This is a genomic window from Actinomadura sp. 9N407, from assembly GCF_044326315.1.
Lineage (GTDB): Bacteria > Actinomycetota > Actinomycetes > Streptosporangiales > Streptosporangiaceae > Spirillospora.
Genome location: NZ_JBIRAW010000024.1, coordinates 127,892 through 145,282 on the forward strand (window position 1 = coordinate 127,892; position 17,391 = coordinate 145,282).

The window sequence follows — 17,391 nt, forward strand, 5'->3', positions numbered from 1 at the left end:
TCACGTATGTGAGGAAGTATTCACTCATTTAGGGACCAGGGAGCGATGCGTGATGAGTCATGAGGCGGTGATCGTCTCGGGCGCCCGGACCGCGGTCGGGACCGCGTACAAAGGGTCGCTCGTCGATGTCGACGCACTCGAACTCGGGACGAGGGCGGTCGCCGAGGCCGTCCGGCGCTCCGGCCTGGCCCCGGAGCTCGTGGACGACGTCGTGATGGGGGAGTCCCTCTACGGAGGCGGGGCGATCGGCCGCTACGCCGCGATCGAGGCCGGCCTGGTGAACGCGCCCGGCATCGCCCACAACCGGCACTGCGCCTCGGGACTCGCCGCGCTGCAGACCGCCGCGTCATCGATCATGTCGGGGATGGACCGCGTCGTCGTCGCCGGCGGCGCCCAGTCCAGCTCGACCGCCCCGAAGACCGGCCGGCGCATCCCCGGTACCGACGAGTGGGAGGAGGACTGGCTCGCGCCCAGCCACCGGGAGACGCCCGATGCCCCGATCAGGGACATGACGATCACGGTCGGATGGAACGCGGCGGTGAAGGCCGGCATCACCCGGGAGGAGATGGACGCCTGGGCGTACCGCTCCCACCAGCGGGCCGTCGCCGGCATCGACACCGGTGCCTTCCGGGACGAGGTCTTCCCCCTGGAGGTCACCCGCCGCGACGGGACGCGCTTCACCTTCGAGGTCGACGAGCACCCCAGGCGGAGCTCCACGCCGGCCAAGCTCGCGGCGCTGAAACCGCTGCATCCCGAGATCGACGGCTTCAGCATCACCGCGGGCAACGCGGCGGGCGTGAACGACGGCGCGGGGGCGCTGGTCGTCGCCGCCCGCGCCGTCGCGGAGGAGCACGGGCTCGAGCCGCTGGCGATCGTCCGGGCGTGGGCGTCGGCGGGCGTGCCGCCGGCGGAGACCGGCCTGGCACCCGCCCTCGCCATTCCGAAGGCGCTCGGCCGGGCCGGGCTGCGGGCCGGGGACGTCGACCTCTGGGAGATCAACGAGGCCTTCGCCTCGGTGCCGATCGCCGCCACCCGGGCCCTCGGACTCGACGAGGACCTCGTCAACGTCCTCGGCAGCGGCTGCAGCCTCGGCCACCCCATCGCGATGACCGGTGCCCGGATGGTGCTCACGCTCACCCACGAACTCCGCCGCCGCGGCGGCGGCATCGGTGTGGCCGCGATGTGCGCCGGCGGCGGCATGGCCACCGCCCTGGTCCTGGACGTGCCCGCTCCGTGACGCGGTTCAGCGCCGCCTGCGCGTCGGCTCGAGGGCCGGGAAGAAGCCCTTGACGGTCCCCTCGCTGATCAGGGACACCGCGCGATGGCGGTCGAACCCCGTGCCGTGGTGGCTCTCCAGGGCCAAGACGAACGCGATGCCCATCACCGCCCGGGCCGAGATGTCCGGGGACTCGAACGGGAAGCCGTACCTGTCCTCGACCTCGCGCCACGCTTCGGCGAGACGGTCCATCGCCACCGCGAAGTTCTCCTGGTAGAACCGCCGGGACACCTGGGGATCGCCGAACAGCACCAGGCCGAGCAGCGGCAGGATCTCCTCCAGCGTCGAGATGAGCTGCCGGTAGAGGCCGGTCATCGTCTTGAGCTGCAGCTCGGGTGTCAGCGGTTCGTCGCGGTCGACGCTCGCGGTCGCGGCGACCAGGTCGTCCACGGCCTCCTTGAGCGGCTCGACGACGGCCTCGAAGAACAGCTGCTCCTTGCTCTCGAAGTGCCGGTAGATCACGCCCTCGCTGATACCGCTGTGCTCGGCGATCACCTTGATCGTGGTCCCGCTCATGTCGCCGGACTCGGTGAACGCGCGCCGGGCGGCGGCCAGGATCGAGCTCCGGCGGGCCTCGGCGGTGAGCCGCCGCCGCGGTCGCGGTCGCGGTGCCTGCTCGGCGGGCTCGGCCGCTCGCTCCGCGGGCTCCGGTGCCTGCTCGGCGGGCTCGGGTGACGGTGCGGCGGGCTCGGACGACTGTGCGGCCGGTGTGGTCACGGGAGCGCCTCGCAACCCGGGCTCTGGATAGTGAGTGTGCGCATACTTTGAATAGTAGAGGGTGCGAGCACCGAACCGGTCCGCTTGGCGGTCCGCCACGCCTCTCATCACCGATGATTCCCGGTGAGCAGGTCAGCGGCCTTCTCGCGAGGTGAGGGCCGCTGCGCCGCCGGTGACACCGGGTGCGGGCGGAGGATTGAGGGCGCGTCACGTCCCGTACACGACGACGAGAATACCGGCCGACCGCGCAAGTTAATGATTGCTCATTTACTTCCTCCGGGCTAGCATTCGTGTGACCTGGGCCTCACCAGATGGTCGGCGGGGCATGTCTCATCGGCTGCTCCCGCGGTACCGCCGAACCCGCTCCGGGATGCCTGGGCTGCAGAGGGTGTCAGATGAGTGAACGCTGACTACTCAGGAAGGACGTCGCCATGGGACGAGTCGAGGGCAAGGTCGCCTTCATCACCGGAGCGGCACGCGGCCAGGGCCGCAGCCACGCGGTGCGGCTGGCCGAAGAGGGCGCCGACATCATCGGGGTCGACGTGTGCCGTGACATCCCCACCATCGGCTACCCCATGGCCACGCCGGACGATCTGAAGGAGACGGCCCGCCTGGTGGAGAAGCTGGGCCGGCGCATGGTCACGGCGGAGGCGGACGTACGCGAGCCCGCGCAGCTGCGCGCGGCCCTGGAACGGGGCATCGCGGAACTGGGCGGGCTGCACGTCGTGGTCGCCCAGGCCGGAGTCGCCGGGATGAAGGGCGAGCCGCCGATGCAGGCGTGGGCCGATGTCATCGACATCGACCTGATCGGGACGGTGAACACGATCCATGCCGCGCTGCCGCATCTGTCCGAAGGCGCCTCGGTCATCGCGACCGGTTCGACCGCCGCCATGATGGACACCTCCAAGGTGGACAAGCCGGGCGCCGACCCGGGCGGCATGGCCTACGTGCACGCCAAGCGGGCGCTGTCGGCCTACATCCACGACCTGGCCACCAACCTGGCGCCGCGCATGATCCGGGCCAACGCCGTCCACCCGACCAACTGCGACACCGACATGCTGCAGAGCGAGCCGATGTACCGCTCGTTCCGCCCGGACCTGGAGCACCCGACCCGCCAGGACGCCGAGCCGGCCTTCCACGTACAGCAGGCCATGCCGATCCCCTACATCGAACCGCTGGACATCAGCAATATGGTCCTGTTCCTGGCCTCCGACGAGGCCCGCTATGTCACCGGCATGCAGATGCGGGTCGACGCCGGCGGCTACCTCAAGTGGTACGGCTTCCACATTTGAGCGGTTCCCATGGCGCGGATCCGACGTGAAGGCGAGCGAACCGACGACAGTGGAGACAGAGGCGCGATGAGCGTGGAAGACGGCGGCACGGACGAACGCGAGAAGAACGGATACCACTTCGACCGGCACACCCCTGAGTACCGCCTCGACTTCGAGGCGATCACGCAGGAGATGCACGCCCGCTGCCCGGTCGCCTGGTCGGACACCTATGGCGGGCACTGGGTCGCCGCCGGCAACCGCGAGGTCTTCGAACTCGCCCGGTCCGCCGACAAGCTCTCCAACGACCACGACGTGAAGGGCGAGAAGCGCGGCTACCGGGGCATCTCCATCCCGCCGCCCGAGCGGGCGAGGCAGGTCAGGGGCGGCTTCCTGGAGATGGACCCGCCCGAGCAGCGCTACTACCGGCAGGCGCTCAACCCGTACCTGTCGCCTGCCGCCGTCGGCCGCTGGGGGCCGGTGATCGACGAGGTGGTGCGCGCCTGCCTCGACGAGAGGATCGAGACGGGCCGGATCGACTTCGTCGACGATCTCGCCAACGTCGTCCCGGCCGTCCTCACGCTGGCCATGATGGGGATCCCGCTCAGGGACTGGACGGTCTACAACGAGCCGGCGCACGCCGCCGTGTACACGCCGCCGAACTCGCCGGACGCGCCGCGGGTCATGGAGCTCCACAAGCGGATGTACCAGCACCTCTACGGCGCGTTCGCCGAGATCCGGACGAATCCCAGGCCGGGCCTGGTGGACGCCCTCGCCCGGCTGGAGATCAACGGTGCCACTCCGCCCGACGACGAGCTGCTCGGCGCGCTGGCCCTGCTCATCGGCGGCGGCTTCGACACCACGACCGCGCTCACGGCGCACGCGATCGAGTGGCTGTCCGAGAACCCGGAGGAGCGCGAGCGTCTCAGCCGGGAGCGGGACGGCCTGCTGAACTCGGCGACCGAGGAGTTCCTGCGCTACTTCACCCCTGCGGTGGGGGACGGCCGGACGATCTCGGCCGACTGCGAGATCGCCGGGACCCGGTTCAAGGAGGGCGAGCGGCTCTGGCTGTCCTGGGCGATGGCCAACCGGGACGCGTCGGTGTTCCCCGATCCCGACAGGGTCGATCTGGCCCGCAAGGGCAACCGGCACAACAGCTTCGGGCTGGGCATCCACCGCTGCATCGGCTCGAACGTCGCGCGGACGGTGTTCAAGCGGATGATCGTCCAGGTGCTCGACCGGATGCCGGACTACCACTGCGATCCCGAAGGCGCCGTGCACTACCCGACCGTCGGCGTCATCAACGGCATGCGCAAGCTCCCGGCGACCTTCACCCCCGGAACGCGGATCGGGGCGGGGCTCGACGAGACCCTCGCCGAACTGCAGAAGGTCTGCGACGAGCAGCGGCTCGCCGAACCGGTGACGGCCGGCGGGGACCGGTCGCGGCGGACGACCTGAGAGGAAGATCCATGAAACTGGCCGACCTGATCCTCATCAGCGTCGACGACCACATCGTCGAGCCTCCCGACATGTTCGTGAACCACCTGCCGGAGAAGTACCGGGCGGACGCGCCCCGGCTGGTGCATCTCGATGACGGCACCGATGTCTGGAAGTTCCGGGACACGGTGATCCCCAACGTGGCGCTGAACGCGGTCGCGGGCCGGCCCAAGGAGGAGTACGGGCTGGAGCCGCAGGGGCTGGACGAGATCCGTCCGGGCTGTTACGACGTGCATGAGCGCGTGAAGGACATGAACGCGGGCGGGATCCTGGCCTCGATGAACTTTCCGTCGTTTCCGGGTTTCGCGGCGCGGCTGTTCGCGACCGAGGACTCTGATTTCTCGATGGCGCTGGTGCGGGCCTACAACGACTGGCACATCGATGAGTGGTGCGGCGCTTACCCGGGCCGCTTCATTCCGATGGCGCTGCCGGTGATCTGGGACGCCGAGTTGGCCGCGGCCGAGGTGCGCCGGGTGGCGGAGAAGGGCTGCCGTTCGCTGACGTTCACCGAGAACCCGGCCGCGCTGGGCTACCCGAGCTTCCACAGCGACTACTGGGACCCGCTGTGGAAGGCGCTGTGCGACACCGGCACCGTCCTGAACGTGCACATCGGTTCGTCGGGACGGTTGTCGATCCCGGCGGCCGATTCGCCGCCCGACGTGATGATCACCCTGCAGCCGATGAACATCGTGCAGGCGGCGGCGGATCTGCTGTGGTCGCGGGTGATCAAGGAGTTCCCGACGATCAGGATCGGGCTGTCGGAGGGCGGGACCGGCTGGATCCCGTACTTCCTGGAGCGGGTGGACCGGACGTTCGAGATGCACTCGACCTGGACGATGCAGGACTTCGGCGGGCGGCTGCCGTCGGAGGTGTTCCGCGAGCACTTCCTGACCTGCTTCATCAGCGACCCGCTGGGCGTGAAGCTGCGGCACGACATCGGCATCGACAACATCTGCTGGGAGGCCGACTACCCCCACAGCGACTCCATGTGGCCCAACGCCCCCGAAGAGCTGCAGGCGGTGCTGACCGAGCATGACGTGCCGGACGAGGACATCAACAAGATGACCTACGAGAACGCCATGCGCTGGTACTCCTTCGACCCCTTCAAGGACGTCCCGCGTGAACGGGCCACGGTCGGCGCGCTGCGCCGGGCGGCCGAGGGACACGACGTCTCCATCCGGCCGCGGAGCCACCAGGTCATCGCTCCCGAGGAGAAACTGGAGTCCTATCGCCTCCGGGCCCGCCAGGCGGCCGCGGCCGCGAAGTAGGGACGGCGGGCCGTCCGGGGAGGGACTCCCTCCCCGGACGCCGGTGGAACCCGGAGGAACCGCATGACCCAAGTGATGCGTGGCGTGCGCCTCCTCGAAGTGGCCGAGCACACCTTCGTCCCCGGAGCCGCGGCGCTGCTCGCGGACTGGGGCGCGGAGGTCATCAAGATCGAGCATGTCGCGCGGGGCGACGCCATGCGGGGCCTGCTGGCGTCCGGGACGGCCGTCGTCCCGCCGGACGCGCACGTCCTGTTCGAGCACTCCAACAGGGGGAAGCGCAGCCTCGCGCTCGACCTCGCCTCACCCGAAGGCGCGGACATCCTCTACCGGCTCGCCGCGGCATCGGACGTCTTCCTCACCAGCAAGCTTCCCCGCGTCCGCACGAAGCTGAGGATCGACGTCGAGGACGTCCGGGCGCACAATCCGAACATCATCTATGTCCGGGGCACGGGCCAGGGCGAGCGCGGACCCGAGCGCGACCGGGGCTCGTACGACCTGCTCGCCTTCTGGGCCCGGGCGGGCATCGGAGCGGGCGTGATGCGTCCCGGGTACGGCCATGTGCCGGCCTCGCCGTCGCCGGCCTTCGGCGACTCGATCGGCGCTGGCCCTCTCCGAATTCACCGGGGCCCAGGGGACGCCCCCGGCGGGCGTTCCTCCGGCCGATCCACTGGTCGCCACCTATCGGACCCGGGACGGACGGTGGCTGTCGTTCTGCTGTCTCCAGCCCTTCAATGAGCATGCCGAGGACGTTCTCACGGGCCTCGGTCTCGACTGGGACACCATCATCGACCTCAAGCTTCGGGGCATCGTCGCCTGAAGGCGCCCTCAATCGGATCGGGCGAGGTAGGCGTCGAGCGTCGCGTGGAAGTGGCGGATCCGGCTCTCCTGGTAGCGCGCCAGCGTGCCGCTCGCCTTCACCGAGGCGCGCAGGCCGCGCTGGACACGCTCGAACCGCGCACCGTCCTGGTTGAACACCCGGCCGAAGACGCCCAGTTCGGGTGCGTCGGTCCAGCTCTCGTCCGGCCCAATGTGCCGCGTCTTCGCGGCGGGCGGGCGGGGGCCGGTCTCCGGGACGGGTTCGAGCACCATGATGTCGATCACGCACGAGTCGGGATCGTTGCCGTTCGGACGGAAGCCGTACGCGAACGCGGTCAGGTACCCGCCCCAGGGCATGAAGTTCGGGAACAGGAAGTACTCGATGCCGTCGAGCGCTTCGGCATCGGTGATGTGCGCGTAGTCGCGGCCGGTGCGCCGGTGCAGCGAGGCCCGCACCCGTTCCGCCAGCACCTCGCGAGCGGTCTTCCCGGGGTCGAGGGTGATGTCCGCTTCGGGGGTACCGAGCATGGCCTTGACGATCTCGGCGTCGTCGAGTTCGCGATCGAGGTGCTCGCTGCTGATGCCGACCGCAGTGATCATGCGGCTGACGTGCGCGCCGTAGACGTCGTACTCGGTCAGCGTGTCCGCCGCCGTGCGCAGCAGCTGCGGGTGCACCGTCATCGTGTGGTACGCCTCGATGAACGCTTCGAGCGCCACCTTCCAGTTGCAGGGCATCACGCGCACGACGTGACCGGTGAGGTACCGCTCCTCCAGCGGCCATTCGGTGAAGTGCGACGGCAGGTTCTGCAGGTGCTCCTCGAGCGGACCGGCCTGCGGATCGATGTTCACGAACACGAACCCGCCCCACGTCCCGACGCGTGCCTCCGGGAGCCGGAACGTCGCCGGGTCGATCTGCGGGAAGTCCCAGGCGCACGGGATCTCGCGGAGACTGCCGTCGAGGTTCCAGGTGAACCCGTGGTACGGGCAGCGCAGGCGCGTTACATGACCGGGCCGGTTCCGCAGCTGCGTGCCCCGATGCAGGCACGAGTTGTGGAAGGCGCGGATCTCGTCCGGTGCGGTACGCACGACGATCAGCGAGGTGTCGGCGATGTCGTAGACGATGGAGTCACCGGTCTCGGGGATCTGCTCTTCGCGGCACGCCATCTGCCAGACCCGGCTCCACACCCGCTCGACCTCGAGCCGGTGGGTCTCCGGATCGAAGTAGCGGCCGGGCGCGATACCGGTGTCGTCCGGCGGGCCGGCCGACGTCGCGCGCAGGCTCGCCGGTACGGGCCGGGTCTCCTCGTCGAGCAGCCGCTGGTAGAACTGCTCGCCGCGCGGAACGCCGCCGACCTCCCCGGGACGCGGCTCCATGTCGGCAGTGGTCATGGTCGAACCTCCGTGGGAAGGAGCAGCGGCTGCGAGGCCAGGGCGACGATCTCGACGTAGAGTCCGTTCCTCGTCCGGTGGTAGGCGCACAGCGGCGGCGCGTCGTCGGTGATGGCGATGCTCGCGATCCTCGGTGAGCCGAGCCGCTCCAGCGCCGCGGAGGCGGATGCCACATCGTCGACCCAGTAGCCGAGGTGGTGGGCATCGCCCGGCGCGGTCGCGGTCCACAGCGTCCCTTCGATCGCCTGGCACAACTCGATGTGGTGCGGGCCCTCTCGCGAGAGTGCGTAGGACGTCCGCACGGTCCGCGCGCCGTCGTCGGTCATCAGCCGTACGCTGCCGCCGCCGACGTGCCAGGTCACGCCGAGGCGGTCGCCGAGATCCCGCTGGGCGGAAGCGAGATCATCGACGATGATCCCGGTGTGGAAGAGATCGGCGTGCCGCAGCGGGCCCTGCTCGTTCTCGCTCATCGGCCGATCCGCTCCCGTACCAGGGCCACGAGAGCTTCGTTCCGCACCTTTAGGCCGCTGGGGTTCATCGGGAGCTCGCCCTCGGTGAAGAACAGCACGCGCTTGGGCACCTTGTAGCTGGCCAGGCGCTCGCGCAGGAAGGACCGGATGCCGTCCTCGGTCGCGGTGGCGCCCGCCTTCAGTTCGACGCACAGCACGACGATCTCCTCACGCCGGTCATCGGGAAGGCCGACGGCCCGCGCGAGCCTGACCGGCTCGTACGCCTGCAGTTCGACCTCGATCTCGGCCGGCGACACGGTGGCGCCGCCGGTCCTGATCACCTCGGTACGACGTCCGCCGAAGTGCACGTAGCCGTCCTCGTCGTAGGAGCCGAGGTCGCCGGTGCGGTAGAAGCCGTCGGCGTCGAAGCACTCGGCGCGCGTCCGCTTGACGTAGCGCTCCATCAGGGTCGGCCCGCGCACGGCGAACTCACCCTCCTCGCTGGGGCCGAGCACGGTGCCGGTCCGGGGATCGAGGACCCGTAGCTCGTTGCCGGCGAGGAGCCGCCCGTAGCTCCGCTTCCTCAGCAGCTCGCGCGGCGTGGTGGACGGATGGCCGGTGAGGAACGAGCACGTCTCCGAGGAGCCGTAGCCGACCGGCGTGTTCCAGCTCGTGTCCCCCGTGACGCTCGGATGGCGGGTGAACACCGACTTGCCGAACACCCTGGTGCACGAGGAGAGGTCGGTCGATGCCCAGTCCGGATGCTCTTCGAGGGAGCGGGCCTGGTGCGGGAGCGTGTGCGGCTCGGTCACGCGTTCCCGCTTCATGAGCCGCAGCGCGTGACCAGGCTCGAACATCTCCTGCATCACCCAGGTGCCGCCGGCGGCCAGCGTGGCTCCCATCGCCGCGTTCAGGCCCGCGGTCCAGAAGAGCGGGAGCGCGCACCACAGGCGTGTCGACCCGTCGCGGCCGAACAGCCCGGCCTGCGTCCACCACTGCAGCGCGACCGCCTGGTGGTTGTGCAGGACGCCCTTCGGCCGGTCGGTCGTACCCGAGCTGTAGATGACGACCCCGGGATCGGAGGGGTGCACCTGTGCGGCGACGGCGTCGAGCAGGGCGTCGTCCACGGTGCCGCGTTGCAGGAACGGCTCCCACGACCCGATCCCGTACGCGTGCTCCGCCGGGCCGAGAGCGGCGACGTGGCGCAGGTACGGGTACGAGGGGTCACGGATCGGCCCGGGCCTCGTGGCGGCGGGGCACAGCTCGGCGACATCGGCGGCGAACCGGCGGGTACCCATCGCCGTCTGGACGAGGAGCACGCTGAGGTCGGAGTGGGCGAGCAGGTACGCCAGCTCGGGTCTCGTCGAGAAGGTCGACAGCGGCACGACGACGGCACCGGCGAGCGCGCCTCCGAACAGGGACGCGATCGCCTCGGGCCGGTTGCCCATCAGCACACCGACACGGGCCCCCTTGCCGATGCCCGAGGCCACGAGCGCCTTCGCGACGCGCCGGGCCTGCCGTCCGAGGTCGGCGTAGCTCCACCGTACGGTCGCGCCGCCGAGGAGCGGGTCGTCGAAGACCAGGGCCTCGTCGTCCGGTACCCAGGCGCACAGCTCGGTCAGGATGCCGCCGAGAGTGAGGGCGCCGATACCGGTCGCCTCGTGCAGCGGTGGGCCCGCGAGCGTCGCCGATTCCCTCATGGTCTCTGAGGGTACTCGGCGAAAGGCACTGAGTGCCATAGTTGGGAGGCACTGAGTGCCACAATTGTCGGAGCGGCCCAGGGCTACCCGGACCGCCTGGCCGCCGGCTTCGGCCGGCGCGGGTCGTGCGGCCTGCCGGAGTCGGCCTCGCCGTTGCGGCGGAGGAACGTCATCGTGCGGGTCCTGAGGCGCCAGCCGTTCTCCGTGCGCCGGTACGTGTCGCTGTACCAGCCCATGCGCATCTGGTGGTCGGTCTGGTCGACGAAGAGCAGCGGCACCTCGCCCGAACCCGTGTCGCCGTCCAGTTCGAGGACGGGCGTGCCGGTGAGGAACAGGCCTTTCGGTGCGGCCTCCACCAGGCTCGGCCAGTCTTCGAGTCCGTACGTCTCGCCGAACGCGCTGTAGGTGCCGTCGGCCGTGCAGACATGCTCGATGATGTAGTGGATGTCGCCCTGGGTCATCTTGAGGGCGTAGGTGGCGCAGAGTTGCTCCAGCTCGGCCACGTCCTCGATCGGCAGATCCATCGGTGCCGGCTCTCCTCTCGTGCGGGACTCAGCCCACCGGCTTCGCCCGGCGCTCGAACTCGCCATGATCGGCTTTGCGCACCTCGGTGAGCGCCGCCACGACGCAGAACTCCATGCCGGCCGGATCCCGCATGACGATCCAGCTGCCGGGATGGTCGGCCCAGGAGCGGTCGACCAGGGTCGCGCCGCAGGCCACCAGCCGCTCGACCTCCGCGTCGAGGTCGTCGGTGTGGACGTCGAGGTGGACTCCCGCCGGACCCGATCCGACGTTTTGGACGACGATCCGGTGCGGCGGCGACGCCTCTTCGAGGATGTGGTAATTCGGCATGCGCGTGGCCCTGGCCGTCGCCCCGAGGGCCGCCGACCAGAACGCGAGGGTCCGGTCGTGCGCATCGGCGGGAACGTCGATGACGATGGTGCTCAACAGGTTGCGATGCATGTCGAATCCCCTCTGCCGTGCCCGCGGCGGCCGCGAGCCATGAGGCTACCCAACGGAGGCACTGAGTGCCAGAGCTGCTGGTGAGGTGTGCGGAACCGGAGTCCGGCACGGCGAGTACGATCCTCGGTAGCGTCGATGCGCCCGACCGCCCCGAACCCGGATCGCCGCAATCGCGCAATGTCGCGACATGGGAGAGGTGTGAGCAGACAACCGCAGCAGACGTCGATGGAAGCCATCGAGAAGGTCGCGCTCGAACTGTTCGAGGCGCGCGGGTTCCGCGAGACCTCCGCGGACGACATCGCCGCGGCCGCCGGCATATCGCGACGTACCTTCTTCCGTTACTTCGAGTCGAAGAACAACATCCTGTTCGGAGGCTTCGAGGCACTGCTCCGTGACCTCGAGGAATGGTTCTCGTCCGTGCCGGACGACCGGCCGATGTTCGACGCGATCGAGGACGCGGTGCTGCGGTTCAACCGCATGAACAGTGACGGCCCCGTCGCGCACCGCGCGCGGATGAAACTCATCCGGCGGACACCGGCGCTCCGGGCCAACGCCGCCCTCCGGCACGCCGAATGGCAGGCGGTCGTGGCACGGTTCGCGGCGCGCCGCATGGCCGCGCCGCCGGAGTCCCTCGGTCCGCAGCTCGCCGCGCACGTCTCCGGCGGTGCCTCCAACGCCGCGTACGAGGAATGGCTGCGGGACGAGTCGAGCGATCTCGCCGAGCTCGTTCACCGCGCGTTCCGGATGGCCCAGATGCTCCCCGAGCTGGAAGTGCCGGCGAACACCGTCGCCTGACGCGGCCTGCACGCCCTCGAGCATGAGGCCGGTCCGGGCCGGCCTGGCCGGTGCCGGCGGTCTTGACCACTGGCACTGAGTGCCATACGGTTCGGGCATCGAGTGCCAACGGCGCCACGCCGCCGGACACCCGCACGGAGACACCGGGCGACCGCTCGGCGATGCGGTGCCGGATCCGGGACGGGTGCCGTCCCGAGAGAGGGGCAGCGATGCCGGTCATCAACGCGAGCGACGTCCACTACGACCCGTACGACGCCGACATCAACGCCGACCCCTATCCCGTGTACCGCCGGCTGCGCGAGGAGGCGCCGCTCTTCTACAACGAGGAGCACGACTTCTACGCCGTCAGCCGCTACGACGACATCGACCGCGGACTGACCGATCCGGAGACCTTCATCTCGGGCCGCGGCAACATCCTGGAACTGATCAAGACCGATATGGAGATCCCGTCGGGCGTGATCATTTTCGAGGATCCGCCGATCCACGCCACCCACCGCAGGCTGATGGCGGGCGTGTTCTCGCCGCGGAAGGTGGCCGCCCTCGAACCCAGGATCCGCGACTTCTGCGCCCGCAGCCTGGACCCTCTGGTCGGCGCCGGCGGCTTCGACTTCATCGCCCACCTCGGTGCGCAGGTTCCGATGCGCACGATCGGCATGCTGCTGGGGATCCCCGAGAACGATCAGGAGTGGATCCGCGACCGCGTCGACGACGGCCTGCGTCCCGAGTCCGGGCAGCCCATGGACGTCTCCAAGTTCTTCAGCGACAGCGACATGTTCGCCGCGTACATCGACTGGCGCGCCGAGCACCCCTCGGACGACATCATGACCGACCTGCTGCAGGCCGAGTTCGTGGACGCGGCCGGGACGCGCCGCCGGCTGACCCGTGACGAGATCCTGCTCTATGTCAACGTCATCGCCGGCGCCGGCAACGAGACCACCAACCGCCTGATCGGCTGGACCGGGAAGGTGCTGGCCGACCACCCCGGCCAGCGCCGCGAGCTGGTCGAGAACCCCGGCCTCATCCCGGGCGCGATCGAGGAGGTGCTCCGCTACGAGTCGCCCTCGCACCAGATCGCCAGGTACGTGGCCAGGGATGCGGAGATCTGCGGCGAGGTGGTACCCGAAGGCAGCGCCGTGCTCTTCCTCAACGGCTCCGCCAACCGCGACGACCGGCGCTACCCCGACGGTGACCGCTTCGACATCCACCGCGGTCCGGCCGGGCAGCCCCTCACCTTCGGCCGCGGCCTCCACTTCTGCCTCGGCACCGCGTTGGCGCGAATGGAAGGACGCATCGCCCTGGAGGAGGTCCTGAAGCGCTTTCCCGAATGGGAGGTCGACTCGGACCAGGCCAAGTTCGGCCCGATGGCGACGGTCCGCGGCTGGGACGCCCTCCCCGTCCGCACCTAGGCGTGTTTCAAAGTCCCGGCCGAGCCACTTTGAGACAAGCCCTGGCTCACCCACGTGCAAGGGGCGGGGGTGGATCGGCGGGGGGCCTGAGGCGGAGCAGGCGGTGGGCGTTACCGAGGAGATGGCGGCGCAGCGTCGCGTCGTCGAGGCCGGCCAGGGTCGGACCCGTGGCGGCGGACATGAGGCCGCCGCTGACCATGATGGTGGCGACGAAGATCTCGGGGGTGGGGTCGGGGCCCGCGAGCAGCTCGAAGACGCGTTCCTCGACGTCCCGCATCCCCGGCGTCTCGCGGAGCATCTCGACGATGGCGGGGTCGGACCGCAGGACGGTCGTGAGGTGGCGGTTGTCCACGACGAGGTCCACGATCCCCGCCAGGACGACCTCGGCGCGCGCGGAGCGGCTCCGCTGCCGCTCCGCCACGGCGGTGATCTCGGCGAGCCGGTCGAGGGCCGGGGCGATGACGGCGCGGACGATCTCGTCCTTGGCGGGGAACTGGTGGTAGACGGCCGCCTTGGTCACGCCCATCTCGTCGGCGATCATCTGCAGCGAGGTGCCGTGGACGCCGTGCCGGGCGAACAGTTCCAGGGCCGCGGCCAGGACCCGTTCACGGGCCGCGCCGGGGGCCCTCCGCTGGATCATCCACGCAACCCTACCGAACCGGCGGGGTAGCCGCTCGGCCAGGCAATACCTGGACGAACGGCTTCCTTCCAGGGTGCGCAGTGCCATGAACCGTTTCCGCACGCGGGGCTCCTCGTACTCCCGGCGCCGGCCAGGGACACCACGCCCGGCGGCCAGGCCTCAGTCGAGGAGGGCGGGCTCCTCCTCGACGACGACCTGGTACAGCGCCTCGAACGACCAGCGCGCCAGGGTCTCGCCGCCGACCTGGCGGGCGGTCAGCCGGGCCGTGTCGTGGTCGATGTGCTTGAGGGCGCCGGAGGCGGCCGCGATGAGCTGCGCCTTGGCCGCGCGCTCGGCCGCGATGTACCAGTACGCGGCCGACTCGACCGACGTCCCGACCGACAGCAGCCCGTGGTTGGCGAGCAGGGCCAGCTTGCGCCGGCCGAGCGCGGCGGCGATCCGGTCGCCCTCACCGGTGCTCAGCACGACGCCGGCGTAGTCATCGAAGATCACGTGGTCCTCGTAGAAGGCGCACGCGTCCTGGCTGATGGGGTGCAGGGGCTCGCCGACGGCCGACAGCGCCTTCCCGTAGACCGAGTGGCTGTGCGCCGCGGCGACGACGTCCGGGCGAGACTCGTGGATGCGGGAGTGGATGGCGAACGCGGCCCTGTTCAGCGGCGGACCGCCCTCGACGATCCGGCCCTCCGCGTCCACCAGCAGCAGGTTCGAGACGGTGATCCGGCTGAAGTCGATCCCGAACCGGTTGACCCAGAAATGGTCGGGACGTCCGGGGTCGCGAGCGGTGATGTGGCCGGCCAGACCCTCGTGCAGGCCGAGCCGGGCGAAGATCCGGAACGCGCCGGCCAGGCGCCGCCTGCGGTGCAGGCGTTCCTGCTCGATCGTCCGCTCCGGCTGGGGGCGCGGCCATTCGCCGGGCTCGGCGGGCGCCGTCCCGTGATCGCCGAGCGACGAGATCGTCATGGTCCTGCCTCCGTCCCGGGACCGGGCGGTCCCGTCAGATCCCACGTCACGCGCTGGTCCCACGTCACGCGCCGGTGCCGCCGTCCACCGCGATCGCCTGGCCGGTGAGGAAACCGGGGGCGTCCTCGCACAGCCACACCGCGACGTCCGCGATCTCGCTCGCCTCGGCCAGGCGCCCCACCGGATTGGCCGCCACGAGGCGTTCGATGACGTCGGGCGCCATCGAACGCCGGAACATGGGCGTGTCCACGGTGCCGGGGCAGATGGCGTTCACCCGGACCCCGGCATGGGCGTACTCGCGTGCCGCGCCCCTGGTCAGCCCGACGACACCGTGCTTGGCGGCGGTGTAGGCCGGCAGCGTGGGCGCGGCCCGGAGCCCGGCCACCGACGCGCAGTTCACGATCGAGCCGCCGCCCGCCCTGACGATCTCGGGCAGCTCGTGGCGCAGGCAGGACCAGGTGCCGGTCAGGTCGACGGCGATCACCCGGTTCCAGTTGTCCATGGTGCACTCGGCGGTGGGCCTGCCGTGCTCGCCGTCGATCCCGGCGGCGTTGAAGGCGGCGTCGAGCCGCCCGTAGGTGGCGACGGCCCGGGCCACCGCCTCGCGGACGGTGTCGTCCTCGGTCACGTCGCACGGGAAGAAGCTGCATTCGCCGAACGCGCGCAGCTCGGCCTCCGCGGCGCGGCCGGCCTCCTCGTTCATGTCGGCGAGCACGGTCGCGTAGCCGCGGCGGACGAACGCCTCCGCCGCGGCGCGCCCGATGCCCGAGCCGGCGCCGGTCACGAAGACGACCTTGTGTTCCTCGGTTCGGTCCATCGCTCCTTCGTTCCAGGTCGTCCCGCTCGCCGGTCCGGTGACCGGGCGCGGGATCAGGCCGCGGTGCCCTTCGTGCGCGGAGGGAGACGATCGATCGCGAAGGCACCGTCACGGATGACCGCCTTGAGGGTCTCGCCGGGACGCGCGAGGGACGACAGATCCGCGAGCGGATCAGCGTCGACGACGATGAGGTCGGCCATGGCCCCCGGCTCCACCACGCCGACCCTCGCCGGCGGGTCCATCAGCAGCTGGCCGGCGTTGGCGGTGCCCCAGCTCAGCACCTCGGCCGGCGACAGGCCGTCGATCTCGCCGTAGAAGGCGAACTCGCGGCCGTAGTTGCCGACCTGGTGGTCGAGCGGGTCGTCCTTGAGCAGGGTCCGGAACACGCCGCTGTAGTCGTCACCGATCAGGATCCGGACGCCTGCCTTCTGCGCGAGGGGAAGCATCGCCCGCATATGGTCGTACTGCGCCCGCGTCACGCCGGACCGCTCGGCGTAGCCGATCTCGAACAGGCTCCAGAGGTAGACGAGGCTGGGCACCCAGAAGGTGCCCGCCGCCACCATGGCCTCGATGACCTCCTCGTCGACCTCGTCGCCGTGGTCGACGACGTCGACGCCGAGCTCGATGCACTCCAGGATCATCCGCTTGCCGGCGACATGGGCGCGTACCTTGGTGCCGCGTTCGTGCGCGGTGTCCGCGATCGAGGCGATCTCGTCGCGTGCCATGTTGCGCGTCGTGTGGTGGGGGATGCCGTGCCCGGCGCCGGCGAAGATCTTGATCGTCTGGACCCCGCGGCCGATCTCCTCGCGGACGAGCTTCCGCATGGCCTCGGGGCCGTCGACGCAGATGTCGAGGCCCGGCGTCTCGTAGCGCTTCCACCACCGGGCGCTGTTGTTCATGTCGCCGGTGGTGCCGAGGTGATGGCCGCACGCACGGATGCGGGGGCCCGGGATGATGTCCTGGGCGATGGCGATCTTGAGCTGGGCGTCGATGTCGTGCGCGCAGGCGGCGCCGGAGTAGCCGGTGAAGCCGCTCTCCAGCAGGACCCGGCAGGTGCGGACACCGATCGCCATCATGACGCCGGGAGGAAGCTCCTTGCCGGGCTTCTCTCCGGCGAAGATGTCGAACTTGTAGAAGTCCGGGTGCAGGTGGCTGGTGATGAGACCGGGCATCAGCGTCATGCCGCCCACATCGACGACCTCGGCGGGGACGTCATCGGACGCGCTGGGGGAGGCGTCGGGGGACGGGGCGCGGGACGCATCGTCGATCGCCGCGATCCGGTCTCCGTCGAGGGTCACGTCATGCCTGCCGGGGAGCATCTCCCGGCCGTCGAAGACCTTCGCGTTCGTCAGGACCAGCATCGGAATCCCTCCTTCGACGGATCGGCGCCCTGGTCAGGGAACGGCGCCGATCTCGGACAGGCGGTTCTG

17 protein-coding genes are annotated in these 17,391 nt (G+C 70.2%); 7 read left to right on the forward strand and 10 right to left on the reverse strand.

Translation table 11 applies throughout. The features are described from left to right. Positions 1 to 52: 52 nt before the first annotated feature. Complete coding sequence (locus tag ACH34Q_RS31605; RefSeq protein WP_395986761.1) at positions 53 to 1,237, forward strand: thiolase family protein; 1,185 nt, start codon at positions 53 to 55, stop codon at positions 1,235 to 1,237. A gap of 6 nt (positions 1,238 to 1,243) precedes the next feature. Here ACH34Q_RS31605 and ACH34Q_RS31610 read toward each other — a convergent pair whose 3' ends face one another. Next, positions 1,244 to 1,993, reverse strand: a complete 750-nt coding sequence (locus ACH34Q_RS31610) for a TetR/AcrR family transcriptional regulator (protein WP_395986762.1) — start codon at positions 1,991 to 1,993, stop codon at positions 1,244 to 1,246. Positions 1,994 to 2,424: 431 nt separating this feature from the next. Between ACH34Q_RS31610 and ACH34Q_RS31615 the strand changes: the two genes are divergently transcribed. The 4 genes from ACH34Q_RS31615 (at position 2,425) to ACH34Q_RS31630 (ending at position 6,761) form a co-directional block, all read left to right on the forward strand. Continuing rightward, on the forward strand, positions 2,425 to 3,285 hold the full coding sequence (locus ACH34Q_RS31615; RefSeq protein ID WP_395986763.1) for a mycofactocin-coupled SDR family oxidoreductase: 861 nt from the start codon (positions 2,425 to 2,427) through the stop codon (positions 3,283 to 3,285). Positions 3,286 to 3,351: 66 nt separating this feature from the next. Further along, positions 3,352 to 4,719, forward strand: a complete 1,368-nt coding sequence (locus ACH34Q_RS31620; RefSeq protein WP_395986764.1) for a cytochrome P450 — start codon at positions 3,352 to 3,354, stop codon at positions 4,717 to 4,719. An 11-nt stretch (positions 4,720 to 4,730) separates the two neighbouring features. Further along, the gene (locus tag ACH34Q_RS31625; protein WP_395986765.1) at positions 4,731 to 6,026 is read left to right on the forward strand and encodes an amidohydrolase family protein; all 1,296 of its coding nucleotides are present in this window, start codon (positions 4,731 to 4,733) and stop codon (positions 6,024 to 6,026) included. 63 nt (positions 6,027 to 6,089) lie between these two features. Then, positions 6,090 to 6,761, forward strand: coding sequence for a CoA transferase (locus tag ACH34Q_RS31630; RefSeq protein ID WP_395986766.1), 672 nt, complete (start codon positions 6,090 to 6,092; stop codon positions 6,759 to 6,761). A gap of 90 nt (positions 6,762 to 6,851) precedes the next feature. Here ACH34Q_RS31630 and ACH34Q_RS31635 read toward each other — a convergent pair whose 3' ends face one another. The 5 genes from ACH34Q_RS31635 to ACH34Q_RS31655 form a co-directional block, all read right to left on the reverse strand. Next, positions 6,852 to 8,231 carry an SRPBCC family protein gene (locus ACH34Q_RS31635; RefSeq protein ID WP_395986767.1) on the reverse strand — a complete coding sequence of 460 codons (1,380 nt, stop codon included), beginning with the start codon at positions 8,229 to 8,231 and terminating at the stop codon, positions 6,852 to 6,854. Then, positions 8,228 to 8,701, reverse strand: coding sequence for a VOC family protein (locus tag ACH34Q_RS31640; RefSeq protein WP_395986768.1), 474 nt, complete (start codon positions 8,699 to 8,701; stop codon positions 8,228 to 8,230). Before ACH34Q_RS31640 ends, ACH34Q_RS31635 begins: the two co-directional genes overlap by 4 nt. Continuing rightward, positions 8,698 to 10,380 (reverse strand): class I adenylate-forming enzyme family protein, encoded by a 1,683-nt coding sequence (locus ACH34Q_RS31645; protein ID WP_395986769.1) that lies wholly within the window; start codon positions 10,378 to 10,380, stop codon positions 8,698 to 8,700. The genes ACH34Q_RS31640 and ACH34Q_RS31645 overlap by 4 nt, the downstream gene beginning before the upstream one ends. A gap of 83 nt (positions 10,381 to 10,463) precedes the next feature. Continuing rightward, positions 10,464 to 10,904: a nuclear transport factor 2 family protein gene (locus tag ACH34Q_RS31650; RefSeq protein ID WP_395986770.1), complete on the reverse strand. Its 441-nt coding sequence runs from the start codon at positions 10,902 to 10,904 to the stop codon at positions 10,464 to 10,466. 28 nt (positions 10,905 to 10,932) lie between these two features. Continuing rightward, a complete protein-coding gene (locus tag ACH34Q_RS31655; protein WP_395986771.1) occupies positions 10,933 to 11,343 on the reverse strand; it encodes a VOC family protein in 411 nt (136 codons plus the stop codon). A gap of 198 nt (positions 11,344 to 11,541) precedes the next feature. Here ACH34Q_RS31655 and ACH34Q_RS31660 point away from each other — a divergent pair, with 198 nt between their 5' ends. Both ACH34Q_RS31660 and ACH34Q_RS31665 read left to right on the forward strand, forming a co-directional pair. After that, positions 11,542 to 12,138: a TetR family transcriptional regulator gene (locus tag ACH34Q_RS31660; RefSeq protein ID WP_395986772.1), complete on the forward strand. Its 597-nt coding sequence runs from the start codon at positions 11,542 to 11,544 to the stop codon at positions 12,136 to 12,138. Between the two features lie 209 nt (positions 12,139 to 12,347). Further along, entirely contained in the window at positions 12,348 to 13,544 is a 1,197-nt protein-coding gene (locus ACH34Q_RS31665) for a cytochrome P450 (protein WP_395986773.1), read from the forward strand. A 46-nt stretch (positions 13,545 to 13,590) separates the two neighbouring features. Here the strand turns inward: ACH34Q_RS31665 and ACH34Q_RS31670 are convergent, their stop codons facing one another. The 4 genes from ACH34Q_RS31670 to ACH34Q_RS31685 form a co-directional block, all read right to left on the reverse strand. Next, complete coding sequence (locus tag ACH34Q_RS31670; RefSeq protein ID WP_395986774.1) at positions 13,591 to 14,184, reverse strand: TetR/AcrR family transcriptional regulator; 594 nt, start codon at positions 14,182 to 14,184, stop codon at positions 13,591 to 13,593. Positions 14,185 to 14,343: 159 nt separating this feature from the next. Next, positions 14,344 to 15,144 (reverse strand): class II aldolase/adducin family protein, encoded by an 801-nt coding sequence (locus ACH34Q_RS31675; RefSeq protein ID WP_395986775.1) that lies wholly within the window; start codon positions 15,142 to 15,144, stop codon positions 14,344 to 14,346. Positions 15,145 to 15,208: 64 nt separating this feature from the next. Beyond that, positions 15,209 to 15,961: an SDR family oxidoreductase gene (locus tag ACH34Q_RS31680; RefSeq protein WP_395986776.1), complete on the reverse strand. Its 753-nt coding sequence runs from the start codon at positions 15,959 to 15,961 to the stop codon at positions 15,209 to 15,211. A 53-nt stretch (positions 15,962 to 16,014) separates the two neighbouring features. Beyond that, complete coding sequence (locus tag ACH34Q_RS31685) at positions 16,015 to 17,322, reverse strand: amidohydrolase family protein (RefSeq protein WP_395986777.1); 1,308 nt, start codon at positions 17,320 to 17,322, stop codon at positions 16,015 to 16,017. Positions 17,323 to 17,391: the final 69 nt, after the last annotated feature.